The organism is Thermomonospora curvata DSM 43183 (assembly GCF_000024385.1).
Taxonomy (GTDB): domain Bacteria; phylum Actinomycetota; class Actinomycetes; order Streptosporangiales; family Streptosporangiaceae; genus Thermomonospora; species Thermomonospora curvata.
The window spans coordinates 3,970,645-3,993,916 of the sequence record NC_013510.1 but is presented as its reverse complement, the minus strand read 5'-3'; the positions used below and the strand labels follow the sequence as shown (position 1 = coordinate 3,993,916).

Annotated in this window: 25 protein-coding genes and 3 tRNA genes; 20 read left to right on the top strand and 8 right to left on the bottom strand. The window is 71.5% G+C overall.

Annotation, left to right across the window (positions count from 1 at the left end; genetic code table 11):
• Positions 1-462 precede the first annotated feature (462 nt).
• Together TCUR_RS26595 and TCUR_RS17130 are read right to left on the bottom strand one after the other, a co-directional pair.
• Complete coding sequence (locus TCUR_RS26595) at positions 463-984, bottom strand: hypothetical protein (protein WP_148233047.1); 522 nt, start codon at positions 982-984, stop codon at positions 463-465.
• Positions 985-1,050: 66 nt separating this feature from the next.
• A complete protein-coding gene (locus TCUR_RS17130; RefSeq protein ID WP_012853798.1) occupies positions 1,051-1,824 on the bottom strand; it encodes an SDR family oxidoreductase in 774 nt (257 codons plus the stop codon).
• 151 nt (positions 1,825-1,975) lie between these two features.
• On the opposite strand from TCUR_RS17130, the gene TCUR_RS17125 reads away from it, so the two are divergent.
• The 6 genes from TCUR_RS17125 to dmpG all read left to right on the top strand — a co-directional run bounded on the left by TCUR_RS17125 (position 1,976) and on the right by dmpG (position 8,416).
• Positions 1,976-3,541 carry a FadD3 family acyl-CoA ligase gene (locus TCUR_RS17125; protein WP_148233046.1) on the top strand — a complete coding sequence of 522 codons (1,566 nt, stop codon included), beginning with the start codon at positions 1,976-1,978 and terminating at the stop codon, positions 3,539-3,541.
• A complete protein-coding gene (locus TCUR_RS17120; RefSeq protein ID WP_012853796.1) occupies positions 3,534-4,688 on the top strand; it encodes an acetyl-CoA C-acetyltransferase in 1,155 nt (384 codons plus the stop codon). Before TCUR_RS17125 ends, TCUR_RS17120 begins: the two co-directional genes overlap by 8 nt.
• 14 nt (positions 4,689-4,702) lie before the next feature.
• Positions 4,703-5,608, top strand: coding sequence for an SDR family oxidoreductase (locus tag TCUR_RS17115; RefSeq protein WP_012853795.1), 906 nt, complete (start codon positions 4,703-4,705; stop codon positions 5,606-5,608).
• 78 nt (positions 5,609-5,686) lie between these two features.
• The gene (locus tag TCUR_RS17110; protein WP_012853794.1) at positions 5,687-6,469 is read left to right on the top strand and encodes a 2-keto-4-pentenoate hydratase; all 783 of its coding nucleotides are present in this window, start codon (positions 5,687-5,689) and stop codon (positions 6,467-6,469) included.
• Between the two features lie 16 nt (positions 6,470-6,485).
• Entirely contained in the window at positions 6,486-7,382 is an 897-nt protein-coding gene (locus TCUR_RS17105) for an acetaldehyde dehydrogenase (acetylating) (RefSeq protein WP_012853793.1), read from the top strand.
• On the top strand, positions 7,382-8,416 hold the full coding sequence (gene dmpG, locus TCUR_RS17100) for a 4-hydroxy-2-oxovalerate aldolase (RefSeq protein ID WP_012853792.1): 1,035 nt from the start codon (positions 7,382-7,384) through the stop codon (positions 8,414-8,416). The genes TCUR_RS17105 and dmpG overlap by 1 nt, the downstream gene beginning before the upstream one ends.
• Before the next feature lie 338 nt (positions 8,417-8,754).
• On the opposite strand, the gene TCUR_RS25065 is transcribed toward dmpG, so the two are convergent.
• Positions 8,755-10,422 (bottom strand): toprim domain-containing protein, encoded by a 1,668-nt coding sequence (locus TCUR_RS25065; protein WP_012853790.1) that lies wholly within the window; start codon positions 10,420-10,422, stop codon positions 8,755-8,757.
• Positions 10,423-10,566: 144 nt separating this feature from the next.
• Between TCUR_RS25065 and TCUR_RS17090 the strand changes: the two genes are divergently transcribed.
• Positions 10,567-10,959 (top strand): NUDIX hydrolase, encoded by a 393-nt coding sequence (locus tag TCUR_RS17090; RefSeq protein ID WP_012853789.1) that lies wholly within the window; start codon positions 10,567-10,569, stop codon positions 10,957-10,959.
• 17 nt (positions 10,960-10,976) lie between these two features.
• Here TCUR_RS17090 and TCUR_RS17085 read toward each other — a convergent pair whose 3' ends face one another.
• Positions 10,977-11,609, bottom strand: a complete 633-nt coding sequence (locus TCUR_RS17085) for a MerR family transcriptional regulator (RefSeq protein ID WP_012853788.1) — start codon at positions 11,607-11,609, stop codon at positions 10,977-10,979.
• 96 nt (positions 11,610-11,705) lie between these two features.
• Between TCUR_RS17085 and TCUR_RS17080 the strand changes: the two genes are divergently transcribed.
• Entirely contained in the window at positions 11,706-12,131 is a 426-nt protein-coding gene (locus TCUR_RS17080) for a hypothetical protein (protein ID WP_012853787.1), read from the top strand.
• A gap of 17 nt (positions 12,132-12,148) precedes the next feature.
• On the opposite strand, the gene TCUR_RS17075 is transcribed toward TCUR_RS17080, so the two are convergent.
• Positions 12,149-12,868 (bottom strand): IclR family transcriptional regulator, encoded by a 720-nt coding sequence (locus TCUR_RS17075; protein ID WP_012853786.1) that lies wholly within the window; start codon positions 12,866-12,868, stop codon positions 12,149-12,151.
• Between the two features lie 243 nt (positions 12,869-13,111).
• Between TCUR_RS17075 and leuC the strand changes: the two genes are divergently transcribed.
• From leuC to TCUR_RS17050, 5 genes are all read left to right on the top strand, one after another.
• Complete coding sequence (gene leuC, locus TCUR_RS17070) at positions 13,112-14,509, top strand: 3-isopropylmalate dehydratase large subunit (RefSeq protein ID WP_012853785.1); 1,398 nt, start codon at positions 13,112-13,114, stop codon at positions 14,507-14,509.
• A 42-nt stretch (positions 14,510-14,551) separates the two neighbouring features.
• Positions 14,552-15,139, top strand: a complete 588-nt coding sequence (gene leuD, locus TCUR_RS17065) for a 3-isopropylmalate dehydratase small subunit (protein WP_012853784.1) — start codon at positions 14,552-14,554, stop codon at positions 15,137-15,139.
• Positions 15,140-15,251: 112 nt separating this feature from the next.
• Positions 15,252-15,554 (top strand): SCO5555 family protein, encoded by a 303-nt coding sequence (locus TCUR_RS17060; RefSeq protein ID WP_052305532.1) that lies wholly within the window; start codon positions 15,252-15,254, stop codon positions 15,552-15,554.
• A 109-nt stretch (positions 15,555-15,663) separates the two neighbouring features.
• On the top strand, positions 15,664-15,942 hold the full coding sequence (locus TCUR_RS17055; RefSeq protein WP_012853782.1) for an HU family DNA-binding protein: 279 nt from the start codon (positions 15,664-15,666) through the stop codon (positions 15,940-15,942).
• Between the two features lie 100 nt (positions 15,943-16,042).
• The gene (locus tag TCUR_RS17050) at positions 16,043-16,264 is read left to right on the top strand and encodes a hypothetical protein (protein ID WP_245536886.1); all 222 of its coding nucleotides are present in this window, start codon (positions 16,043-16,045) and stop codon (positions 16,262-16,264) included.
• On the opposite strand, the gene cofC is transcribed toward TCUR_RS17050, so the two are convergent.
• Positions 16,233-16,919 (bottom strand): 2-phospho-L-lactate guanylyltransferase, encoded by a 687-nt coding sequence (gene cofC / locus TCUR_RS17045; RefSeq protein WP_012853780.1) that lies wholly within the window; start codon positions 16,917-16,919, stop codon positions 16,233-16,235. The genes TCUR_RS17050 and cofC overlap by 32 nt on opposite strands.
• Positions 16,920-17,011: 92 nt before the next feature.
• Here cofC and TCUR_RS17040 point away from each other — a divergent pair, with 92 nt between their 5' ends.
• A complete protein-coding gene (locus TCUR_RS17040) occupies positions 17,012-17,761 on the top strand; it encodes a lysophospholipid acyltransferase family protein (RefSeq protein ID WP_012853779.1) in 750 nt (249 codons plus the stop codon).
• A gap of 178 nt (positions 17,762-17,939) precedes the next feature.
• A complete protein-coding gene (locus TCUR_RS17035) occupies positions 17,940-18,947 on the top strand; it encodes an NAD(P)H-dependent glycerol-3-phosphate dehydrogenase (protein WP_012853778.1) in 1,008 nt (335 codons plus the stop codon).
• A gap of 13 nt (positions 18,948-18,960) precedes the next feature.
• Here TCUR_RS17035 and TCUR_RS17030 read toward each other — a convergent pair whose 3' ends face one another.
• Positions 18,961-19,971, bottom strand: a complete 1,011-nt coding sequence (locus TCUR_RS17030; protein WP_012853777.1) for a D-alanine--D-alanine ligase — start codon at positions 19,969-19,971, stop codon at positions 18,961-18,963.
• 248 nt (positions 19,972-20,219) lie between these two features.
• On the opposite strand from TCUR_RS17030, the gene TCUR_RS17025 reads away from it, so the two are divergent.
• Positions 20,220-20,894, top strand: coding sequence for an acetamidase/formamidase family protein (locus TCUR_RS17025; RefSeq protein ID WP_012853776.1), 675 nt, complete (start codon positions 20,220-20,222; stop codon positions 20,892-20,894).
• Positions 20,895-20,897: 3 nt separating this feature from the next.
• On the opposite strand, the gene TCUR_RS17020 is transcribed toward TCUR_RS17025, so the two are convergent.
• Positions 20,898-21,602 carry an enoyl-CoA hydratase-related protein gene (locus tag TCUR_RS17020; RefSeq protein ID WP_012853775.1) on the bottom strand — a complete coding sequence of 235 codons (705 nt, stop codon included), beginning with the start codon at positions 21,600-21,602 and terminating at the stop codon, positions 20,898-20,900.
• Between the two features lie 78 nt (positions 21,603-21,680).
• Here TCUR_RS17020 and TCUR_RS17015 point away from each other — a divergent pair, with 78 nt between their 5' ends.
• The 4 genes from TCUR_RS17015 (at position 21,681) to TCUR_RS17000 (ending at position 23,213) form a co-directional block, all read left to right on the top strand.
• Positions 21,681-22,298 carry a TetR/AcrR family transcriptional regulator gene (locus TCUR_RS17015; protein ID WP_012853774.1) on the top strand — a complete coding sequence of 206 codons (618 nt, stop codon included), beginning with the start codon at positions 21,681-21,683 and terminating at the stop codon, positions 22,296-22,298.
• 348 nt (positions 22,299-22,646) lie between these two features.
• Positions 22,647-22,723, top strand: a tRNA-Leu gene (locus TCUR_RS17010).
• 1 nt (position 22,724) lies between these two features.
• Positions 22,725-22,798: transfer RNA gene (locus tag TCUR_RS17005), tRNA-Leu, on the top strand.
• A gap of 333 nt (positions 22,799-23,131) precedes the next feature.
• Positions 23,132-23,213, top strand: a tRNA-Tyr gene (locus TCUR_RS17000).
• Positions 23,214-23,272 lie beyond the last annotated feature (59 nt).

Here is a 23,272-nt window from a genome sequence, read left to right as displayed (position 1 = left end):
GTCTCGGTCCAAGTGATGAGACGGCTTCCTGCGAGGTCCTGAGGCGTGTCCGCCGACGGAGCCTCAGTGTGGATCCGACCCGAATCGCTTGTCAGCCGGTGCGGCTCTGCTGTTTCCCCAAAGGACACTCTCCAAGAACCGCCATCTGCATGACCGGCCTGGCCGTGGTCGCGCCTGGCTGCTCGCCGCGTCGGCGGCGATTTCCGTGCTGAAGCCGGTGGCCCTGCTTCGGAATTTGCGCTGCCCTGGGAGTCCGGAGCCGGCCTGGTTGCCGTTTCGGTCCCGGATGTACGAGATGAACTGCGTCATCCCGACATCCTTTTTTGGGGTCGGAGGGCACTGAAGTGCTGCGGCTTTTTGTTTCCACTCCGTTCCCGCGGGACGCGGCGCCGCCTCCGGCGCCAGTGCGTTCCTATGTGGTCTGCTCAAGCGCCGCATTATGCAGAACGCCGGGAGTGATGTTCAAATGTGCCTCTCGGCTGCCAAGGCGAATGTGCAATTCGACTTGTCCGGCGAAAAGAGTAGGCCGCCTTTTTTGTGGTCGTTGGAGCTGTACTTCGACACGAAGAACTTTATGCCGGCCCCGGATGGGATCTGCGCTTCCACTGTTCTAGAGATATTCTCTAGAGTATATTCATCAAGGGAGCCCGGCATGTCGGATCTGTGCAAGTCGATCAGTCTGTTGGCTTGGATCACCGATTCGGCTCGCGAGCAGGGTACTGTGAATTTCACATAAAGGTAGTATGGTGCAAAGTCGTTGCGGCTTTTGAAACGAACCCCCTTGGCATCGGGCGGCATGGTGATTCCAAGATCCCCCAATGCCTTCTCCAGGGGTATCTCCGATTCGCTGCCGGGCACGGCCCTGGGGTCGGGATGTTTTTCGGTGAGCGGATCTTCACCCCAGTCGCCGAGACCGCAGGACGCCAGCAGCATCGGCGCGATCAGCGCCGCGATGAATCGTTGCTCTCCGGCCGCCCCTTTCAAGGGGGTTCACTGTAGGGATGGCTCGGTCTCACCCCGCCGCCGTGGCAGTGGCGGGCGGGGTGGTTGTCAGCGGTGGGTGATGAGCCAGCGGGCGGGGTATTCGCCGCCGCCGTGAACGGGGAGGTCGGCGCCGGTGACGTAACGGGCCAGGTCGCTGGCCAGGTACAGGCAGGTGTCGGCGACGTCTTGGGGGGTGCCCATGCGGCCCATGGGGATGATCTTGTTGAAGGCGCTGCCGTCGCCGTAGTAGGAGGCGGCGGCCTCGGTGAGGACCAGGCCGACGGTGATGTGGTTGACGCGGACCTTGGGGGCCCATTCCAAGGCGAGGGCCTGGGTGAAGGTGCGCAGGCCCGCCTTGGCGGCGCTGTAGGCGGCGGTGCCGGGCTGGGGGTCGATGCCGGAGACGCTGCCGATGTTGATGATGCAGCCGCCGTCCTCCTGGGACTGCATGATCTTGTTGGCGGGTTGGGCCACATAGAACGGGGCCAGCAGGTTGAGCTGGACGATGCGTTCGACGAAGCGGGGGGAGACCGTGGCGGCCTCGGCGTCGGGGGAGCCGCCGGCGTTGTTGACCACCACGTCCAACCGGCCCATCAGTTCGGCGGCGCGTTCCACCATCGCGGCGGCCTGAGCGGCGTCGCGGATGTCGGCGGCCAGGAAGTGGGCCTTGCGGCCGGCGGCGCTCGGCGGCTCGGGGGGCTCGTTGCGCGCGCACACCGTCACCTCGGCGCCCGCCTGCAGGAACGCCTTGGCGATCACGGCGCCGATGCCCTTGGTCCCCCCGGTGACCAGCACCGCCCGGCCGGTGAAGTCCACCGCCGCGTTCACCCCGCTGCTCATCCCGCTCCTTCCGGCTTCCCTGCGATCTTCCATGCGATGACTCGCTCAAGACTCACGGAGGGTACGGCCGCGCTCGCTGGAAGAAGGCCCGCATACCGTTCACCGGGACAAGCCCCCCACGCCCGCCGCGCCGATCGCCACCATGGCGGGCATGAGCGAGCAGGACGCGTTGACGATCCCGGCCGTGCTCGACCGCGCCGTGCGCGACTTCCCGGACGCCGAGGCGGTCGTGGACCGGCAGGTCCGGGTGACCTTCTCCGAACTGGGGGAGCGGGTGCGGGCCGCCGCGAGGGCCTTTGTCGGCTCCGGCATCGGCCGCGGCGACCGAATCGCCATCTGGGCCCCCAACAGCCTGTCGTGGATAGTGGCCGCTTTGGGCGCGGTGTGCGCCGGGGCGGTGCTGGTGCCGCTCAACACCCGCTACAAGGGCGAGGAGGCCCGCTGGCCGCTGACCAAGGCCAAGGTCAAGGTCCTCTTCGTCGAGGACGACTTCCTCGGCATCGACTACCCGGGCATGCTCGGGTTGGAGGAGTCCGGAACCCTGCCCGGCCTGCCCGACCTGCAGACCGTGGTCACCTTCAACGGCCCGGAGCGTCCCGGGGTCATCTCCTGGGAGCGGTGGCTGGCCCGGGGCGAGGGCGCGTCCGACCCGGATCCGGTGGCGCCCGGCGACGTCGCCGACATCCTGTTCACCTCCGGCACCACCGGACGGCCCAAGGGCGTGCTGAGCACGCATGAGCAGAACGTGCGCACCTACCTGGCCTGGTCGGGCCGCACCGGCGTCACCGCCGGCGACCGGTACCTGATCATCAACCCGTTCTTCCACACCTTCGGCTACAAGGCCGGGGTCCTGGCGTGCCTGCTGCGCGGGGCCACCATGGTGCTGCAGCGGGTCTTCGACGTCCCCGAGACGCTGCATCTGATCGAGACCGAGAAGATCACGGTGCTGCCCGGCCCGCCCACCATCTACACCTCCCTGCTGGACGCCCCCGACCTGGATGAACGCGACCTGTCGTCACTGCGGTTGGCGGTGACCGGCGCCGCCGACGTGCCGGTCGCCCTGGTGCGCCGCATCCGCACCCTCTTCCCGCAGGTGATCACCGCCTACGGGCTGACCGAGTCCACCGGCACGGTCACCGCCTGCTCGGTCGATGACGACGACGTCACGGTGGCCACCACCTCCGGCCGTCCCATCGAGGACGTGGAAGTCATGATCGCCGGGCCGGACTGGCGGCCGCTGCCCCCGGGCCAGGACGGGGAGATCCTGGTGCGCGGCTACAACGTCATGTCCGGCTACCTGGACGACCCCGAGGCCACCGCCGAGGCGCTGCGGGACGGCTGGCTGGTCACCGGCGACCGGGGGAAGCTGGACGAGCGGGGCTACCTGACCATCACCGGCCGCTCCAAGGACATGTTCACCGTCGGCGGGTTCAACGTGTACCCGGCCGAGATCGAGTCCGTGCTCGTCCGGCACGAGGCGGTCGCCGAGGCCGCCGTCATCGGCGTCCCCGACCAGCGGCTGGGCGAGGTCGGCCGTGCCTACGTGCGGCTGCGCCCCGGCCGGCGGGCCACCGCCGAGGAGCTCATCGCCCACTGCCGGGACGCCCTGGCCAACTTCAAGGTGCCGCGCGAGGTCGTGTTCGTGGACGACTTCCCGCGCACCGCCGCAGGCAAGGTCCGCAAGGTGGACCTACGTAAGGAGATCACTCATGGCTGAGGCCTACATCATCGACGCCGTCCGCACCCCGGTGGGGCGGCGCGGCGGCGGACTGTCGGGCGTGCACCCGGCGGACCTGGGCGCCCACGTGTTGAAGGCGCTGATGGAGCGCACCGGGGTGGACCCGGCCGCCGTGGAGGACGTGGTGTTCGGCTGCGTGGACACCATCGGCCCGCAGGCCGGCGACATCGCCCGCACCTGCTGGCTGGCGGCGGGCCTGCCCGAGCACGTGCCCGGGGTGACCGTGGACCGCCAGTGCGGCTCCTCCCAGCAGGCGGTGCACTTCGCCGCCCAGGCGGTGCTGTCGGGCACCCAGGACCTGGTGGTGGCCGGCGGCGTGCAGAACATGTCGCAGATCCCGATCGGCTCGGCGATGACCGCCGCCGCCCCCCTCGGCTTCACCGAGGGCCCGTTCGTCGGCTCCAAGGGCTGGGTGGCCCGCTACGGCGACGGGGAGGTCTCCCAGTTCGCCGGGGCCGAGCAGATCGCCCGCGAGTGGGGCATCACCCGCGAGCAGATGGAGGAGTTCGCCTACCAGTCCCACCAGCGCGCCATCGCCGCCATCGACGGCGGTCACTTCGTCAAGGAGATCGCCCCGCTGGAGGGGGTGAGCGAGGACGAGGGCCCGCGCCGCGACACCTCGCTGGAGAAGATGGCCGCGCTCAAGCCGCTCACCGAGGGCGGGCTGCTCACCGCCGCGGTGTCCTCGCAGATCTCCGACGGCGCGGCGGCGCTGCTGATCGCCTCCGAGCGGGCGGTGCGCGACCACGGCCTGACCCCGCGGGCCCGCATCCACCACATCTCCGCCCGCGGCGAGGACCCGATCCGGATGCTGTCGGCGCCCATCCCCGCCACCGCGTACGCCCTGGAAAAGACCGGCATGACGATCGACCAGATCGACGCGGTGGAGATCAACGAGGCGTTCGCCAGCGTGGTGCTGGCCTGGCTGCAGGACACCGGCGCCGACCCGGCCAAGGTCAACCCCAACGGCGGCGCGATCGCGCTGGGCCACCCGCTGGGCGCCACCGGGGCCCGCCTGATGACCACGCTGCTGCACCACCTGGAGCGCACCGGCGGCCGCTACGGGCTGCAGACCATGTGCGAGGGCGGCGGCCAGGCCAACGTCACCATCATCGAGCGACTGTGAGCGGAGAGCCGAACATGATCTGCAAGGGACGCGTCGTCGTCGTCACCGGCGCCGGACGCGGCCTGGGCCGCGCCCACGCCCTGGAGTTCGCCCGCCAGGGCGCCAAGGTCGTGGTCAACGACCTGGGGGTGAACCGGGACGGCACCGGGCAGGCCGACCAGGGCCCCGCCCAGCAGGTGGTCGAGGAGATCCGGGCGCTCGGCGGGGAGGCGGTGGCCGACGGGCACGACATCGCCACCGACGAGGGCGCCGCCGCGTTGATCCGCACCGCCATCGACACCTTCGGCGGGCTGGACGTGCTGGTCAACAACGCCGGTTTCCTGCGCGACCGGATGCTGATCAACACCAGTGAAGAGGAGTGGGACGCGGTGATCCGCGTCCACCTCAAGGGCCACTTCCTGCCGCTCAAGCACGCCGGGACCTACTGGCGTTCCCGCGCCAAGGCCGGCGAGCCGGTGGACGCCCGCGTCATCAACACCTCCTCGGGGGCGGGGCTGCTGGGCAGCGTCGGCCAGGGCAACTACTCGGCCGCCAAGGCCGGCATCGTCGGGTTGACCTTGGTGGCCGCGGCCGAGCTGGGCCGCTATGGGGTGACGGTGAACGCCATCGCCCCGGCCGCCCGCACCCGCATGACCGAGCAGGTGTTCGCCGCCACCATGGCCGCCCCCACCGACGGCGGTTTCGACGCGATGGCCCCGGAGAACGTCTCCCCGCTGGTGGTGTGGCTGGGCTCGGCCGAGTCCAAGAACGTCACCGGGCGGGTCTTCGAGGTCGAGGGCGGCAAGGTCTGCGTCATGGAGGGCTTCCGGCACGGCCCCATGGTGGACAAGGGCGCCCGCTGGGACCCGGCCGAACTCGGCCCGGTCGTGGCCGATCTGCTGGCCAAGGCGCAGACCCCCGAGCCGGTCTACGGAGCCTGAAAACCCCGGCCGCCCGGGCGCTCCCGGCCAGTGGGATCGTCCCGGGCGCCGGGCCTTTTCGGCTCGTACCGTCGCAGCATGCTGACCGAGGAACAGCGCCGCGAGGCCGCCGGCCGGCTGCGCGACGCCGAGCTGCAGAGGGCGCCGATCCCGCCGCTCACCGAGAGCTACCCGGGCATCGACGCCGTCGATGCCTACGAGATTCAGCTCATCAACATCCGCCGTCGCCTGGCCGAGGGCGCCGTGGTCAAAGGCCACAAGGTCGGCCTGTCGTCCAAGGCGATGCAGCAGATGATGGGCGTGGACGAGCCCGACTACGGCCACCTGCTGGGCGATATGGAGCTGCGCTCCGATGAGCCGGTCGAAGTCGCCCGGTACTGCTACCCGCGCGTGGAGGTGGAGGTCGGCTTCATACTCGGCGCCGACCTGCCCGGCGAGACCTGCACCGAGGCCGACGTGCTGGCCGCCACCGAACGGGTGGTGCCGGCGCTGGAGCTGATCGACAGCCGGATCATCGACTGGAAGATCGCGCTGGCCGACACCATCGCCGACAACGCCTCCTCGGCCGGCTATGTGATCGGGGAGGGCGTCTCCCCCCAAGGACTGGACCTGACCGCGATCGAGGCCGCCTTGTACCGCGACGGGGAGTTCGTGGTCTCCGGCCGTTCGGACGCGGTGCTGGGCAACCCGGTGACCAGCGTGGCCTGGCTGGCCCGCAAGGTCGCCTCCTTCGGCGTGCGGCTGCAGGCCGGGCACCTGGTGCTGCCCGGCTCGTGCACCCGCGCCATCGACGTGGCCGCGGGCCAGACCTTCACCGCCGAGTTCAGCGGACTGGGCGCTGTGTCCCTGACCTTCAAGTGACCCGCAGGGGGTGACCATGGCGGCGACCGCCGCGATCGTCGGGCCGGGCAACATCGGCACCGACCTGCTGTACAAGCTGCTGCGCAGCGAGCACATCGAACCGCGCTACATGGTGGGGATCGACCCCGACAGCGAGGGGCTGAAACGGGCCGCCAAGCTGGGGTTGGAGACCAGCCACGAGGGCATCGACTGGCTGCTGTCCCGTCCCGAAAAGCCCGACCTGGTGTTCGAGGCGACCTCGGCCTATGTGCACCGGGCCGCCGCGCCCCGCTACAAGGAGGCCGGCATCCGGGCCATCGACTTGACCCCCGCCGCGATCGGGCCCGGCGTGGTGCCGCCGGCCAATCTGCGCGAGCACCTGGACGCCGACAACGTCAATTTGGTCACCTGCGGCGGCCAGGCCACCATCCCCATGGTGTACGCGGTCTCCCGGGTGGTGCCGGTGGAGTACGCCGAGATCGTCGCCTCGGTGGCGTCGGTGTCGGCCGGCCCGGGCACCCGCGCCAACATCGACGAGTTCACCAAGACCACCGCCCGCGCCATCGAGACCATCGGCGGCGCCCGCCGCGGCAAGGCCATCATCATCCTCAACCCGGCCGAACCGCCGGTGATCATGCGGGACACGGTGTTCTGCTCGATCCCGCCCGACGCCGACCGCGACAAGATCGCCGAGTCCATCCTGGAGGTGCGGGCCCAGGTCGCCGAGTACGTGCCCGGCTACCGGCTGCGGGCCGAGCCCCAGTTCGACGACCCCAGCCCCGTCAGCGGCGGGATGGCCCGCGTGGCGATCTTCCTGGAGGTGGAGGGCGCGGGCGACTTCCTGCCCCCCTACGCCGGCAACCTCGACATCATGACCGCCGCCGCCACCAAGGTCGGTGAGGTCCTCGCCCAGGAGATCACCGGGAGCGACTGATGACGCCTTACTCCGACACCCTCGACATCCGCGTCACCGACTCCTCGCTGCGCGACGGCTCGCACGCCAAGCGCCACCAGTTCACCGTCGACCACGTCACCTCGGTGGTGGCCGCCCTGGACGAGGCGGGCGTGCCGGTCATCGAGGTCGCCCACGGGGACGGGCTGGGCGGCTCGTCCTTCACCTACGGGTTCTCCAAGACCCCCGAGCAGGAGCTGATCAAGGCCGCGGTCAAGACCGCCACCCGCGCCAAGATCGCCTTCCTGATGCTGCCGGGGGTGGGCGTCAAGGACGACATCCGCGAGGCCGCCGACAACGGCGCCCAGATCTGCCGCATCGCCACCCACTGCACCGAGGCCGATGTGTCGGTGCAGCACTTCGGGCTGGCCCGCGACCTGGGGCTGGAGACCGTGGGCTTCCTCATGATGGCCCACTCCCAGCCGCCGGAGGTGCTGGCCAAGCAGGCCCGGATCATGGCGGACGCCGGCTGCCAGTGCGTGTACGTGGTGGACTCGGCGGGCGCGCTGATCCTGGAGGAGACCTCCGACCGCATCGCCGCGCTGGTCGCCGAGCTGGGCGACGACGCCCAGGTCGGCTTCCACGGCCACGAGAACCTGGGGCTGGGCGTGGCCAACAGCATCGCCGCGGTGCGCGCCGGCGCCAAGCAGATCGACGGCTCGGTCCGCCGGCTGGGCGCCGGGGCGGGCAACACCCCGCTGGAGGCGTTCATCGCGGTCTGCGACAAGCTCGGCATCCGCACCGGCGTGGACGTGTTCAAGATCGTGGACGCCGCCGAGGACGTGGTCCGCCCCGTGATGGACTCCGAGTGCCTGCTGGGCCGGATGGAGATCATGATGGGGTACGCCGGGGTCTACTCCAGCTTCCTCAAGCACGCCGACCGCCTCGCCGAGCGCTATGGCGTCTCCGGCGCCCAGATCCTGGTGCGCGCCGGGGAGCGCAAGCTGGTCGGCGGCCAGGAGGACCAGCTCATCGACATCGCCATCGAACTGGCCAAGGAGCAGGCGGCCCAGTGACCCTCACCGACGCGCCGTTCCCGCGGGGTCCAGGCGGGGACGGCGCGGTCTGGGACGCTGCCGTGACCCGTGAAATCGTGGCCTTCGAGGCCTGGGCCGGGGGAGGGCGGAACTCGAAGGCCACGGGTTGAACTTTCGCGGCCCCGGACCGGCGCCGTGTCCCCGCAGATCACCACGTGCGGCACGGCCATCTCGACGTGCGGAGACGGCGTGCCGGAAGAGGCTCGGGCCGACCCGGGAACCGGCCCAGAGCACCCCGTGCCATGGGGACCGGGCGGCGGCAGATCCTCGACCGCGAAGATCCACCCAGACGCCCCGCCCCGTGGGGGCCGGGGTCCTCACCCCGCTTCCGTTGCACCGGTGACGGCCTCGACCAGGGCCGAGGTGACGGTGGCGTGGTCGAGGTCCAGCCGGGCCGCCACCCGGCCGACCTGCCGGGCCACGTGGACGGGCGCCATCCCGGCGATCACCGCGGCGGCCGCCCGCAGCGCCGCCACCCGGTCCTCGGGGGAGTGCAGCGCCCCGCCCGCCCGCGCCACGGCCGCATCCACCGCCAGGTCGGCCAGCGGATGCGCGGACGCCAGTGCGCCCCGCAGCGCCGCCGGCCCCCGCCGCCGCAGCACGTCGGCCGGATCGCCGCCCTCGGCGAGCAGCACCGCATCCACCGGCGCGCCCACCTTCGCGAGCACCTCCCAGGCCCGCAGCGCGGCGGCCCGCCCGGCCGCATCGCCGTCCGGCATCACCAGCACCCCCGGACCGTCCGCCCCCTGCCGCAGGCCCCCGGCGGCAGGGGGACCGGACACTCTCGGCCAGACCTTCAGCAGGGCGCGCACCTGGGCCTGCGTCACGGCCGACCCGCAGGTGGCGACGGCGGCATGGGCGGGTGAGGCGGTGTTGACGGCCAGGGCGTCGAACGGCCCTTCCACCAGCACCGGCCGGGCGCCCGCCTCCAGCCGGCCGCGGACCTCCTGCAGCCCGTACAGCAGCCGGCCCTTGCGGAAGAGCGGCGACTCGGGGCTGTTGAGGTACTTCGGCCCGGCCGCCCCTTCGCGCAGCCGCCCGATGAAACCGGCGATGGCGCCGTCCCCGTCCCGGATGGCGAACATGGCCCGGTCGCGGAAGAGGTCATACAGCGCGCCGTTCCGCCCCCGCCGGGCCAGCCCGGCGGCGACGATCGCCTCCGGGCGGTGGCCCGAGCTCAGCAGGTGGCCGGTGAGCGCCCGCCACGAAGCGGGCGCGTACCCGATCTGCCACCGCTCCAGGGCGTCCGGCCCCAATCCCCGTTCCGCCAGGTGAGCGGGCACCCAGCTGCCGGGGGCCCGGGCGCGGAAGAACGCGTGCGCGGCGGCCAGGCACTCGCGGGCGGCCTCGACCAGGTCGAGCCTGCCGGTCACGACCCGTGCCGCCCGCAGGATGCGCTCACCGGCGGCCGCGACCGCGGCGGCGTCTGCGGCCCAGGCGCGCACGCGGGGGTAGACCAGAGGCGGAACCGGCACGCCCAGGTGCGCCAGCACCAGGTACGCCACCGACGTGGTGTGCGCGGGCAGCAGCCGGTGGCCCAGCCGCAGGGCGAGCGCGGTCAGCGTGTCGGGCCCGACGGGCGCGTCGTGGTCGACCTGCAGGCCGAGGCTGTCGGCCGCGATCCGCAGCCGCGCCACGGCCGCCTGCGGCGAAGCCTGTTGCGGCCGTGGCGGGGGCCCGCTGGTCTGGGAGATGTCGAACACCGCCCGGCGGCGTCCGTCCGGCGCAAGGATCCTGATCCCGCGTTCGCCGCTTTTCACCCGCCGCCCGGCCGCCCGCCACTCCTCAGGGGAACGGACGTCGGTGGCCGCGGGCCGCTGCGCCGCGATCAGCACCGTGTTGCAAAAGCCGTGGCGGCCGTGCCGCGCCGCCTGCTCCAGCCACCATGTCCACGGCCGCGAGCCGGTCAGCAGCCGGGAGGTCTCCTGCTCGGCGACGCCTTGCAGCGTGTCCGCCGCCTGGGGGACCGGCGTCGCCGTGGACATCGTTCAGCCTCCGCACATCGGGGTGGGGAAGCTGCGTTCCAGGTCATACCCGCGACAATGTTCGCCCTATACATCCCTTTTTGGGGAATTTTTCGACCAGGTATCCCTTTCTCGTTCGCCGTGGCGGCCTGAGAAGATCGCCCCATGCTCGATGTCGTGGCCTGGGTGCACGTCGCCGACCGCCGGATGCTCGCCGTGCGGGCCCGCGGCCGTGACCTGCTCTACCTGCCCGGCGGCAAGCGCGAGGCGGGGGAGGGGGACTGGGCGGCGCTGTCGCGGGAGGTGCGCGAGGAGCTGGCCGTGGAGCTGGACCGGGACTCCTTCCGCCCCCTGGGCGTGGTGCACGCCCCCGCCCATGACCAGCCCGCGCACACCTGCGTCCGGATGGCCTGCTTCACCGCCGGCTTCCGGGGCCGCATCGGCCCGGCCGGCGAGATCGACGAGTGCGTGTACGTGGGGGCGGACGAACGGGACCTGCTCGCCCCCGCCGCCCGCGCCGCCTTCGACCTGGCCGCCTCCCACGGCCTGGTGGGCTGAGGCTCGCCCGCCTTCGCTCACCGCCCGCTGAAGCGCCGCGCCGAGGCGTCCTCCTGGGCCAGCCGGTGCAGGGCGATCAGCACCTGCTCATACAGCACGGTCGTGACCAGCATGCCGCGCACCGCCTGGGCGCGCGGGGTGTCCTCGGCGAGCCTGCCCGTCTCGTGCTCGGCCAGCGCCGCGGCGGCCCGCGCATACGGGCGCAGCTCGTCCGGGCCGGTCGCAAAGCCCAGGCGGCGCAGCGCCACCAGGGTCTGGGCGAGCAGCTCGCGGGCCGGCGCCTGCTCGGTGACCTGCCAGCCCAGCTCGGTAAGGAAGGCGTCCACGTCGTCTCGGGCCTGCTGCAGGTCGGGGTCGTGGCCGGCGGTGGAGGCGTGCGGGCCGAGGGCGTACTGGGTGCGGCCGAACAGGTCGTGCAGGGAGACCTGCTCGTCCTCGAGCGCCTCGACGATGCGCCGGATCGCCGCCACCGGCAGGTCGCCGACCTCGCGCAGCGCCCGGATGAGCCGCAGCCGCTCCAGGTGCGCCTGGTCGTACTCGGCGCGGGTGGCGGCGCACGGCGTGCCCTTCGGCAGCAGACCCTCCCGGATGTAGAACTTGATGGTCTGCACCGGCAGCCCGCTGCGCTCGCTCAGCTCGGAAATCCTCATGGCACCCCCAGTTGGATAGTAGTACTATCCAACTATTGGATAGTGACAGTATCTAATGGGTGGCGGAGCCTCCGCCGCCCGGTGAGGGGGCACGCCATGGAGATCCCGTGGTCTTCGACCGGCCACCGCGAGACCGGGGCGACCGCCTTGGTCATGGCCTCCCGCTTCCAGCTGAAGACGCCCTGGCGCGCACCGGCCTTCCTGCTGCACTCGCTGCGGCTGTGGCGGCAGGCCCGGCGCGCACCGGGGGCCCTCGGCGTCTCGCTGCGCGCCCGGCCGCTGCGGGGCACTTTCTGGACCCTGTCGGCCTGGACCGACCACGAGGCGCTCTACCGCTACGCCCGCACCGACCCGCACGGCGCGGTCATGCGCAAGATCCGCCCGTGGACGCGGGATGCGCAGTTCCGGTTCTGGGAGCTGCCCGTCATTGACCTGCCCCGCGACCGGAACGCCGCCGCCGCTTTGTGGGAGGAGGCCGACCGGCACCTGGCCCTGCCGTTCTCGCCGCGGCGGGCCGCCTGAGCGCTCCTACCGCCCGCTCACCCGGAGGAGCGGCGCATCGCCTCGGTGATGCGCTCGGCGGCGGCGACCACCGGGCCGGCGTACAGCCGTCCAGGGGAGCGGGTCAGCCGCTCCAGCGGGCCGGACACCGAGATGGCGGCGATCACCCGGCCGCCCGCGCCCCGGATCGGGGCCGACACCGAGCCCACCCCCGGTTCGCGCTCGCCGACGCTCTGCGCCCAGCCCCGCCGCCGCACCGAGGCCAGCGTGGCCGCCTCGAACTTGGCGTTGCGCAGCGCCCGGTGCAGCCGGTCGGGATCCTCCCAGGCCAGCAGGACCTGGGCGGCCGAACCGGCGGTCATCGGCAGCGCGCTGCCCACCGGGACGGTGTCGCGCAGCCCGCTGGCCCGCTCGGCCGCCGCCACGCAGATGCGCACGTCCCCCTGCCGCCGGAAGATCTGGACGCTCTCGCCGGTCAGGTCGCGCAACTGGGTCAGCACCGGCTGGGCGACGGCCAGCAGCCGGTCCTCGCCCGCCGCCGCGGCCAGCTCCGCCAGGCGGGGACCGAGGACGAAACGCCCCTGGGCGTCCCGGTGGACCAGCCGGTGATACTCCAGCGCGACGGCGAGCCGGTGGGCCGTCGGCCTGGCCAGTCCGGTGGTCTGCACCAGGCTGGCCAGCGAGGCGGGGCCGGCCTCCAGTGCGTTCAGAACCCGAACAGCTTTGTCGAGTACGCCGACTCCGCTAGAGTTGTCCATACCTCGATATTGCAGTCTTGAAATATGAGATGCAAGTTCGGGGCCCGATTCCGGCGCACCACCCGTGCCCGGAGCGGGCCGGGTAGACCGGCACAGGCAGCGGCATAGACCGGTCGATGAGGGGGGACCACCCGGCCCGTCACCTCGGGGGCTGAAGGCCGTTTCCCGCAGACGTCCCAGACGACTTTCCAGACGAGTTTTCCAGACGACAAAGCACGTGACGGATCAGGTGAGGTGGAGCTCATGGGCCGGACACTGGCCGACAAGGTCTACGACGCGCACGTCGTGCGGCGTGCCGAGGGCGAGCCGGACCTTCTGTACATCGACCTGCACCTGGTGCACGAGGTCACCAGCCCGCAGGCGTTCGACGGACTGCGCATGGCCGGCCGCAAGGTCCGCCGGCCGGACCTGACCATCGCCACCGAGGACCACAACGTCCCCACCCAGAACCTGCTGGCCCCCATCGCCGACCCGGTCTCGCGCACCCAGGTGGAGACGCTGCGCAAGAACGCCGCCGAGTTCGGCATCCGGCTGCACCCCATGGGCGACGAGGGCCAGGGCATCGTCCACGTCATCGGCCCGCAGCTCGGGCTGACCCAGCCCGGCATGACGGTGGTGTGCGGCGACTCCCACACCTCCACCCACGGCGCCTTCGGCGCGCTGGCCTTCGGCATCGGCACCAGCGAGGTCGAGCACGTCCTGGCCACCCAGACCCTGCCGCAGATCAAGCCCAAGAACATGGCCGTCACGGTCAACGGCACGCTGCCGGTCGGGGTCACCGCCAAGGACCTGATCCTGGCCATCATCGCCAAGATCGGCACCGGCGGCGGCCAGGGCCACATCATCGAGTACCGCGGCGAGGCCATCCGCGGCCTGTCGATGGAGGGCCGCATGACGGTCTGCAACATGTCCATCGAGGCCGGCGCCCGCGCCGGCATGATCGCCCCGGACGAGACCACCTTCGCCTACCTCAAGGGCCGCCCGCACGCCCCCAAGGGCGCCGAGTGGGACAAGGCCGTCGAGTACTGGAAGTCGCTGCGCACCGACGACGACGCGGTCTTCGACAAGGAGGTGGTGATCGACGCCTCCACCCTGACCCCGTACGTCACCTGGGGCACCAACCCCGGCCAGGGGCTGCCGCTGAGCGAGTCGGTGCCCGACCCGGCCTCGTTCGAGGACCCGATCGAGCGGCAGGCCGCCGAGCGCGCCCTGGAGTACATGGGGCTGACCCCCGGCACCCCGCTGCGCGACATCAAGATCGACACCGTGTTCGTCGGCTCGTGCACCAACGGCCGCATCGAGGACCTGCGGGCCGTCGCCGAGGTGCTCAAGGGCCGCAAGGTCGCCGACGGGGTGCGCATGCTCATCGTCCCCGGCTCCATGAAGGTCAAGGCCCAGGCCCAGGAGGAGGGGCTGGATGAGATCTTCAAGGCCGCCGGCGCCGAGTGGCGGGAGGCCGGCTGCTCGATGTGCCTGGCGATGAACCCCGACAAGCTCTCCCCGGGCGAGCGCAGCGCCTCCACCTCCAACCGCAACTTCGAGGGCCGGCAGGGCCCCGGCGGGCGCACCCACCTGGTCTCGCCCGCCGTCGCCGCGGCCACCGCCGTCACCGGCCGCCTGACCGCGCCCGCCGACCTGTGAGCGTCCCGACCCGAACGCAAACCGACCTGGAGACCCGTCGCGATGGAAGCCTTCACCGTCCACACCGGCCGCGGCGTGCCGCTGCGGCGCAGCAACGTCGACACCGACCAGATCATCCCCGCCGTCTGGCTCAAGCAGGTCAGCCGCACCGGCTTTGAGAAGGGCCTGTTCTCGGCCTGGCGCCAGGACCCGTCCTTCGTGCTGAACCAGCCGCAGTACCAGGGCGCCACCATCCTGATCGCCGGCCCGGACTTCGGCACCGGCTCCTCCCGCGAGCACGCGGTGTGGGCGCTGCAGCAGTACGGCTTCCGCGTGGTGATCTCCCCGCGCTTCGGCGACATCTTCCGCAACAACGCCACCAAGATGGGGCTGCTGCCGGTGGTGCTGCCCACCGAGACCGTCGAGACGCTGTGGGAGACCGTCGAGCACGACCCGGCCACCGAGATCACCGTGGACCTGGAGGCCCGCCAGGTGCGCGCCGCCGGCCTGACCGCCGGCTTCGACATCGACGACTACACCCGCTGGCGGCTGATGGAGGGCCTGGACGACATCGGGCTCACGTTGCGCCACGCCGACGAGATCGCCGCCTACGAGCAGCGCCGCGCCTCCTGGCTGCCGGTCACCCTCTGACGCCGCCCGAGCCGGGACGAGGCGCCCTTGGAGGGGGCTCGGCGCACGAGCGCGTTCCCCGCAGAGGACAATCCTGTGGGGAACGCGCTCGACGGCTTTTGGGGGCGGTTGCGTGAGCACACCACGGACCTCGCCGGGCGGCCCGCCGTGGGCGGGGCCGCAGTGGGAGGATCCCCTGCTGACCCGGCTGGCCCACCGGCTGCGGGAGGCCCACCGCATGATCGCCCCGCTGCCGCCGGAGCCCAGGCGCCGGCTGATCCGCCACCTGCTGACGATCACGGATCTGGCCAAACGGGACTGCGAGCTGGCCGATCGCAGGTTGCAGGCATTCTTGGCCGATTTCCGGGAACGGGTAGGTGCGCAGGGTGACCAAGCGGATACTTCCAGTTCGCTGATCTCGTCGGAGACCCCGTAGAACGACGAAATCGCCTGCGACACGGGAAGTATTGCTTGCAGGTGATTGTTTCCCTGCCCCACGTCCCCTAGTTTCGTGCGGGCAAGGGGGGAACCGGAGGAGTAACCCAATGAACAAGCGTGAGCTGGTCGACGCCATCTCGGAGCGGCTGGGCAGCAAGAAGGCCGCGGCGGAGGCCGTCGACGCGATCTTGGAGACGATCCAGAACGCCGTCGCCAAGGGCGACAAGGTCGCCATCACCGGGTTCGGTTCGTTCGAGAAGGCCGAGCGGCCCGCCCGCACGGCCCGCAACCCGGCGACCGGCAAGACCATCGAGGTCCCGGCCACGTCGGTGCCCAAGTTCCGGGCAGGTTCGGACTTCAAGAACCTGGTCGCCGGCAAGAAGTAGAACACCCCAGCAAGCCCGTACGCCCGGGGTCCGTGCCGTGCACGGGCCCCGGGCGCGTGCATACCGGGGGAGGGCCCGCGCCGGCGGCTACCCTTGCGGCATGGCGGACAGAGTGCGGATGCAGGCGACGGTCGGCGGCTACGACGCGGCGACGCAAAGCGGCACCGTGCTGCTGGACGACGGAACCGAGCTGGCCTTCGACGCCCGGGCGTTCGCCGCCGGGGGCCTGCGGCTGCTGCGGCTGGGACAGCGGGTCAACCTGGCCGTCGAGGACGGGCGGATCACCGCCGTCACCCTCTCGACGTTTCCGCTCCCGGACTGAAGGCGGGCATGCGAGCCGCCAGAGCGGCCGTGCGCGGGCCCGTTCCCAGCGCCAGAGCGGCCCGCAGGTCGCCGGGGGTGTCCACGTCCCTGCGCAGGCTGTCCAGGCCCTCTATGGCCAGCTCACGGGCTCCCTGGGCGGCGTGCCGGGCACGCGAGCCCGGCCCGAAGGCGGGCGAGAACGGCACGCCGGGCCGCACCGCGTACAAGGTGGTGCCCACGCCCTGGGCGTCGGCGACGAACGACTCGGCGAAGCCGGCGGCGGCCGCCAGCGCACGCCCCAGCTCCGCCGGGCGCAGCGCCGGCAGGTCCGCCGACATGGCGCCCACCCCGGCCCGCGGCCGGGCCGCCCGGGCCAGCGCCGCCCCGTGGGCCAGCGCCGGGTTCAGCCCGCAGTCCGGCTCGTCCGGCACCACCCGCGCCCCCAGCGCCGACAGCTCCGCGGCGGCCAGCGGATCGTCGGTGACCACGATCACCTCGGCGACCGCCGCGCAGCGCAGCGCCGCGGCCACGGTGTCGGCCGCCACCGCCAGCGCCAGCGCCTGGCGCAGCGGCCCGGCCGCCTCGGCCATCCGGGTCTTCGCCCTGGCCAGCGGCTTGACCGGAAGCACCAGGGACCATGTGAGTTCAGCGTCATGCGACGTTTCAACAGCCATCTCAACTCGACACTACGCGCCGTCACCGGCGACACTGGGGGACCACCCCGTTGCCGTGCGCTCCGGCGGGGTCACGTTCTAGGAAGGCAGTCATGAGTTACGGCTACTCGCCGCGCTGGCGGTTGCTCACAATCGCGGTACTGCGCCCCCTGCTGTTCGGCATGCTCAAGCGGGACTGGCGCGGCCAGCACAACGTGCCGGCCGAAGGCGGAATGATCGTGGCCGCCAACCACCTGTCGTGGGCGGACCCCCTCGCCCTGGCCCACTACGTCTACGAGGCCGGGCGCTACCCGGTCTACCTGGCCAAGTCCCCGCTGTTTGAGACCCGGTTCATCGGAGCGGTGCTGCGCGGCACCGGACAGATCCCGGTCTACCGCGACAGCGCCGACGCCGCCATGGCGCTCAAGGCCGCCGAAGAGGCGCTGCGGGCCGGGCAGTGCCTGATGTTCTACCCCGAGGGCACCTGCACCCGGGACCCGAACCTGTGGCCGATGACCGGGCAGACCGGCGTGGCGCGCCTGGCCATCAGCACCGGCGTCAAGGTGCTGCCGGTCGCCCACTGGGGGGCGCACGAACTGCTGCCCTATGGCACCAAGAAGTTCCGCCCCTTCCCCCGCAAGACCATGCACGTCATCGCCGGGGAGCCGATCGACCTGTCCAAGTACGCCGACCAGCCGATGACCGCCACGGTGCTGCGCGAGGCCACCAATGAGATCATGAGAACGATCGCCGAACTGCTCGGTGAGCTGCGCGGCGAAGAGCCGCCCAAGGAGCTCTACGACCACAAGAAGGCGATCGCCGAACGCCGCCGGCGGGACGGGAAAGGGGCGGCCGCCTCCTGACCGGATCACCGGGTCCGGATCTTGGGGGGTTTGGGGGGCGTTCTTTGGGAGAGCGGACCGGACGGGCGCGATGCGGCCGTCCGGCCCTCCCCTTCGGATCCGAAGGCTCATCCCGGAGACGGGGTGAGGGGACCTCCCCGGCACAAGCAGGCAGCAGGCGAGAAGACGGAGTGGAGCATTGACCAAAGCGGCAGTACTGGGCGCGGGATCATGGGGAACGGTGTTCGCCAAGGTGCTCCACGACGCCGGTACCGAGGTCACGCTCTACGCCCGCCGCCCGGAGATCGCCGAGGCGATCAACCTCAGGCACGAGAACCCCGACTACCTGCCGGGCATCCAGCTGCCCGAGGGGCTGCGCGCCACGACCGACCTGGCCGAGGCGGTCGAGGGCGCCGACATCGTGGCGATCGCCGTGCCGAGCCAGACGCTGCGGGAGAACCTGCGCGTCTGGAGCCCGCTGCTGCCGCCGAAGGCCATCTTGGTCAGCCTGATGAAGGGCATCGAGCTGGGCACCGGGCGGCGGATGTCGGAGGTGATCGCCGAGATGACCGGCGCGTCCCCCGACCGGATCGCCGTGGTGTGCGGCCCCAACCTGGCCCGCGAGATCGGCGCCGGCCAGCCGGGCGCCGCGGTGGCCGCCTGCACCGACGAGGAGACCGCCAAACGGATCCAGGCGGCCTGCATGACCCCCTACTTCCGGGTCTACACCAACACCGACGTGGTCGGCTGCGAGCTGGGCGGGGCGGTCAAGAACGTCATCGCGTTGTGCGTGGGCATCGCCGTGGGCCTGGGCTTCGGCGACAGCACCCGGGCGCTGCTGATGACGCGCGGGCTGGCCGAGATCACCCGGCTGGGCGCCGCGCTGGGGGCCGACGAGCACACCTTCGCCGGGCTGGCCGGCCTGGGCGACCTGGTCGGCACCTGCAGCTCCCCGCTGTCGCGCAACCGCACCTTCGGGGAGAACCTGGGCCGCGGCATGACGTTGGAGCAGACCATCGCGGTGACCAAGCAGACCGCCGAGGGCGTCAAATCCTCTGAGGCGGTGCTGGAGCTGGCCCGCAAGCACAGCGTGGAGATGCCCATCACCGAGGTGGTGGCGCAGGTGATGCACCACGGGATGAGCATCTCCGAGGCGGCGTCGCTGCTGATGTCCCGCTCGCCCAAGCCGGAGCGTTACGGCCTGTGAGGCCGCGGCCCGCTCAGCGGCCGCGGTGCTCGGCCAGGGCGAGCTCGCACAGCCGCTCGCACAGCTCGGCGAAACCGATGCCCACCGCCGCCGCCGACTGCGGCATCAGGCTGGTGGCGGTCATGCCGGGCAGCGTGTTGGCCTCCAGGCACCACAGCCGGCCCTGCGCATCCAGCCGGAAGTCGATCCGGCTGTAGGAGCCCAGCTTGAGCGCCCGGTGCGCGGCCACCGCCAGGCGCTGCACCTCGGCGGCGGTCTCTGCCGGCAGGTCGGCGGGGAAGGTCTCCACCGCCCCGCCGACCTGGTACTTGCTCTGGTAGTCGAAGATCTCCCCCAGCTGCGGGACGATCTCCCCGACCGCCAGCGCCCGCCCGTCCAGCACCCCGACCACCAGCTCGCGGCCGGGCACGAACCGCTCGATCATCACCTCGTGGTCCCAGGCGGCGGCGGTGGCGATCGCCTCCTCCAGCTGCTCGGGCGCCTTGACCACGGTGAGCCCGATGGTGGAGCCCTGGGAGTTGGGCTTGACGATGGCCGGGAAGCCGATCCGCTCGGCCACCTCGGCGGCGGTGGCGGGCGCCATGATCCAGTCGGGGGTGGGCACGCCGGCCTGCCGGAACAGCCGCTTGGACATGTCCTTGTCCATCGCCACGGCGCTGCCCAGCACTCCGCTGCCGGTGTAGGGGATGCCGGCGGCCTTCAGCAGCGCCTGCAGGGTGCCGTCCTCGCCGGAGCCGCCGTGCAGCGCCAGGAACACCACGTCCACGCCGCGCAGCTCGCTGTCCTCGGCGGTCAGCCGGGCGGTCACCTCCGAGGCCGGGATGTCGTCCACTCCGGGCGGGTCGTAGGCGACGGTGGCGCTGACGAACGCCTCCACCTCCTGCGGGCTCAGCTTCCCCTTGGCGGTGTCGATGGCGATGACGTCGTGGCCGCGGTCGCGCAGTGCGGTGAACACCTGTGCGGCGCTGGCGATCGAAACCTCCCGTTCCGAGCTGGCGCCTCCGAACAACACGGCGATCCGCATCACGTCATCCTCGTCGCTGCTGTGTACTGGGCAAATGGACGTGCCCCCGCGTCCGCGCAGCAGCGTAGCAATGAGCGGGCCGCCCCACCTAGACGGACATTTCGGCCATTTCGGTCCCGGGGTGTGACCCCACGCCGTCAGTGAACACTGCCTTACTGACTTGTAAGTCCGTGGTAACGGCCTGGAAACAGGGGAGCGGGCACGATCGTCTCATCGTCACCGTCGCCCAGGAAGGAACGCACCTCTTGATGCTCTCGCCCACGGTGCCGCGGCCGCACGCGCCCGTCCCGGCCGCCGCGCAGGCGGTGCCCGGTCACAACCGCTGGCACCCCGACATCCCCGGGGTCGCGGAGGTGATCACCGGCGGTTCGGTCCGCCTGGAGTGCGAGGGCGCGCTGCCCGGTGACGAGGCCGTCCTGTGCGGCCCGATCGTGGTGGTCGGCGCCGAGCCCGGCGATGTGATCGTGGTGGACGTCCTGGCCCTGGGCCGCCGCGACGGGCGGCATGCGCCCGGCGCTCACCCCGGGGTCATCGGCTGCGCCCCGGCCCCGCACAGCGTGCGGCGGGCAAGGCGCTCTCCCGTCTCCCGCCCCGAGGGCGTCATCCTCGGCAGGGTCCGTCCCGGCCTGCGCGGCTATGAGCAGGTGGCGGCGGAGGCGGTGCCGACGACCCTGCGCGGCCGTGAGATCGTCGACTGCGCGGTCGCCCCGCTGACCGCCGGCTCGCGGATCCTGCTGCCGGTCCACGTCCGCGGGGCCAAGCTCTCAGTGGGGGACCTGCACTTCCCCTCGCCCGAGGCCCCCGACTGCCCGGGGTCCGCCATGCCCGGCTGGATCGACCTGCGGGTCAATCTGACCAAGCGGGGCGTGGAGCGCTTCGGCGTCACCGGCCCCATGCTGATGCCCGGCCCGGACGCCGCCTGACCATCAGCCCGGATTCCCCAGCGCGGCCAGCGCGAGCTCCACCTCCCGGCCGAAGGCCTCCGCCTCGGGCCGCCCCCACTGCTGCAGGGCCGACCGGCGGCTCGCCAGCATCGGCTCCTGCGGCAGCGCCGCCACCGCCTCGGCCAGCCGCAGCGCCTCATCCAGCGCCCGCCCCGGCTCCACCAGCCGGTTGAGCAGCCCCCAGCCCATGGCCTCGGCGGCCGGCACCCGGCGCGCCGTCACGATCATCTCCAGGGCCCGGGCGTGCCCGATCAGCCGCGGCAGCCGCACCGTCCCGGCGTCCATGGACGGCAGCCCGTGCACCAGGTTGAGCAGGCCGAACTCGGCGGTGGCGGAGGCGACCCGCAGATCGCACCACAGCGCCAGCTCCAGCCCGCCCCCGAAACAGGGACCCTCGATCGCCGCGATGACCGGCTTGGCCGGCGCGGCCCGGGTGACCCGCATCGGCGGGGCCTGGCGCGTGGGCACCGGAAACTCCCCGGCGGCGATCGCCTTCAGGTCGTTGCCCGCACAGAACGTCCCGCCGGCCCCGGTCAGCACCGCCACCCGGGCCCGCCCGTCCCGTTCGAAGGCGGCGAACACCTCGGCGATCCGGTCCGCCATGGGCCCGTCCACCGCGTTGCGCCGTTCGGGCCGATCCAGCGTCACGATCCGGACGTGCCCCCGGTCCTCGATGCGTACCGCCATGGCGCCCGCCTTTCTATCTAGATCGATCGTCATATTAGATAGATCGATCTAGTGCCGGCAAGCACTACCCTTGGCCCCATGGACACCCGGCGCCGGTTGCTGGAGGCGAGCGCCCAGCTCTTCCGCTCCCAGGGCTACACCGGAACCGGCCTCAAGCAGATCACCGCGGCCGGCCAGGCCCCCTGGGGCTCCCTCTACCACTTCTTCCCCGGCGGCAAAGAGCAGCTGGGCGTGGAAGCCGTCACCCACTCCGGCGCCCGCTACCTCAAATTGTTCGACCGGGTCTTCACCCGCGCCGGCGCCGACATCGTCCGCACGGTGGCCGACTTCTTCCAGCTCAGCGTGCAGGCCCTGGAAGACTCCGACTACGCCGACGGCTGCCCCATCGCCACCGTCGCCCTGGAGACCGCCTCCACCAGCGAACCCCTCCGCCACGCCTGCGCCGAGGTCTTCGCCTCCTGGCAGACCGCCGTGACCCGCCGCCTGACCGCCGCCGGCATCCCCGAAACCAAGGCCGCCGACCTGTCCACCTACGTCCTCGCCGCCTTCGAAGGCGCCATCCTCCTCAGCCGCACCGCCCGCGACACCCGCCCTTTGCACGTCATATCTGAAATCGTCACCACGACCCTCCGCCGCTCCCTCCAGGAGACCGAGCACCTCTCGAGCGATCCGTCCCGATCCCCGGAACGTTCCTGATCACACGGCGAAACACCTGCCCAGGACATCGCCAGGACGTCGCAAAACACCCACATAGAGGGCAGTCCCATAGCGCCCGCGAAAACCCGTTGCCCTGTCTTCCTTTCTCCTGGCACTGTTATGAACGTCGCCTCACCGAGAACTACGACGGGACCGAGAGAGGAGGACCGGCCATGCCCCAGCTACTTCGCCGACTGCCTGGGACGTCCCTTGCCCGCCACGGCCGGTCCCTGGCGCACTGAGCCTTCTGCACCTTCTCCACACGGCGATCCACTCACTGTGCCGTCCTAAAGGCTCAGAACTCATCCCGGCCGCGACAATCGCGAGCGACTCCTCTCCCAGATCTACGCGGCTCTACTCCAACAGGCAGAGAGGCCACTTTCAGAAAGTGGATGTTCCGGGTTCGACTCCCGGGAGCCGCACCAGGCCCTCGTAGTCCAACCGGCAGAGACGCTTCGTCGAGAGCGAAGAGGCTGCAGGTTCGAATCCTGCCGAGGGCACTGTGGCAAGGGTTCTCTTGGCCGCGCGGTATGTCGCCGGGCTCTGGATCCATGGTGGGCGGCCCTCGTGCAAGGGAAGCCGAATTCAGAGGGCCGCCAGGAATCGGGGCAGGCGCCGGGCGACCTCGTCGGCGTTCCACGCTCAGGTCGTGGCCGGTCTTTGCGGCCTTAAGTCAGGTGGGCGCCGGGAGTGCGGCGGTCATGCGCTGGGCGGCGCCGCAGACGGCTCAGGGGGATCTGTTCGTGGAACGGCCATCGATAATCGATGGCCTCGGTGCAGATCAGGTGCATATCATTCCAATGCCCGCAGCAAGCGGTTGGAAGACCGTTTCCGGGGCGGCGCCGACGTGGGAGAGTCGGGCCTGTCTGTAAAACAGGTGCTTTTGCTGAGCGGGTTCGAATCCCGCCCGCCCCACTTTCTTCTGTGAGAGGGATCGCAGTCTGGTCCTAAGGGCTCTGTGCCGGCCGGCGGTC

Coding starts and splice junctions, on each gene's coding strand:
- TCUR_RS17130 (WP_012853798.1), bottom strand. CDS start 1,824: ATGAGCAGCGGGGTGAACGCGGCGGTGGACTTCACCGGCCGGGCGGTG.
- TCUR_RS17125 (WP_148233046.1), top strand. CDS start 1,976: ATGAGCGAGCAGGACGCGTTGACGATCCCGGCCGTGCTCGACCGCGCC.
- TCUR_RS17120 (WP_012853796.1), top strand. CDS start 3,534: ATGGCTGAGGCCTACATCATCGACGCCGTCCGCACCCCGGTGGGGCGG.
- TCUR_RS17115 (WP_012853795.1), top strand. CDS start 4,703: ATGATCTGCAAGGGACGCGTCGTCGTCGTCACCGGCGCCGGACGCGGC.
- TCUR_RS17110 (WP_012853794.1), top strand. CDS start 5,687: ATGCTGACCGAGGAACAGCGCCGCGAGGCCGCCGGCCGGCTGCGCGAC.
- TCUR_RS17105 (WP_012853793.1), top strand. CDS start 6,486: ATGGCGGCGACCGCCGCGATCGTCGGGCCGGGCAACATCGGCACCGAC.
- dmpG (WP_012853792.1), top strand. CDS start 7,382: ATGACGCCTTACTCCGACACCCTCGACATCCGCGTCACCGACTCCTCG.
- TCUR_RS25065 (WP_012853790.1), bottom strand. CDS start 10,422: ATGTCCACGGCGACGCCGGTCCCCCAGGCGGCGGACACGCTGCAAGGC.
- TCUR_RS17090 (WP_012853789.1), top strand. CDS start 10,567: ATGCTCGATGTCGTGGCCTGGGTGCACGTCGCCGACCGCCGGATGCTC.
- TCUR_RS17085 (WP_012853788.1), bottom strand. CDS start 11,609: ATGAGGATTTCCGAGCTGAGCGAGCGCAGCGGGCTGCCGGTGCAGACC.
- TCUR_RS17080 (WP_012853787.1), top strand. CDS start 11,706: ATGGAGATCCCGTGGTCTTCGACCGGCCACCGCGAGACCGGGGCGACC.
- TCUR_RS17075 (WP_012853786.1), bottom strand. CDS start 12,868: ATGGACAACTCTAGCGGAGTCGGCGTACTCGACAAAGCTGTTCGGGTT.
- leuC (WP_012853785.1), top strand. CDS start 13,112: ATGGGCCGGACACTGGCCGACAAGGTCTACGACGCGCACGTCGTGCGG.
- leuD (WP_012853784.1), top strand. CDS start 14,552: ATGGAAGCCTTCACCGTCCACACCGGCCGCGGCGTGCCGCTGCGGCGC.
- TCUR_RS17055 (WP_012853782.1), top strand. CDS start 15,664: ATGAACAAGCGTGAGCTGGTCGACGCCATCTCGGAGCGGCTGGGCAGC.
- TCUR_RS17050 (WP_245536886.1), top strand. CDS start 16,043: ATGGCGGACAGAGTGCGGATGCAGGCGACGGTCGGCGGCTACGACGCG.
- cofC (WP_012853780.1), bottom strand. CDS start 16,919: ATGGCTGTTGAAACGTCGCATGACGCTGAACTCACATGGTCCCTGGTG.
- TCUR_RS17040 (WP_012853779.1), top strand. CDS start 17,012: ATGAGTTACGGCTACTCGCCGCGCTGGCGGTTGCTCACAATCGCGGTA.
- TCUR_RS17030 (WP_012853777.1), bottom strand. CDS start 19,971: ATGCGGATCGCCGTGTTGTTCGGAGGCGCCAGCTCGGAACGGGAGGTT.
- TCUR_RS17025 (WP_012853776.1), top strand. CDS start 20,220: ATGCTCTCGCCCACGGTGCCGCGGCCGCACGCGCCCGTCCCGGCCGCC.
- TCUR_RS17020 (WP_012853775.1), bottom strand. CDS start 21,602: ATGGCGGTACGCATCGAGGACCGGGGGCACGTCCGGATCGTGACGCTG.
- TCUR_RS17015 (WP_012853774.1), top strand. CDS start 21,681: ATGGACACCCGGCGCCGGTTGCTGGAGGCGAGCGCCCAGCTCTTCCGC.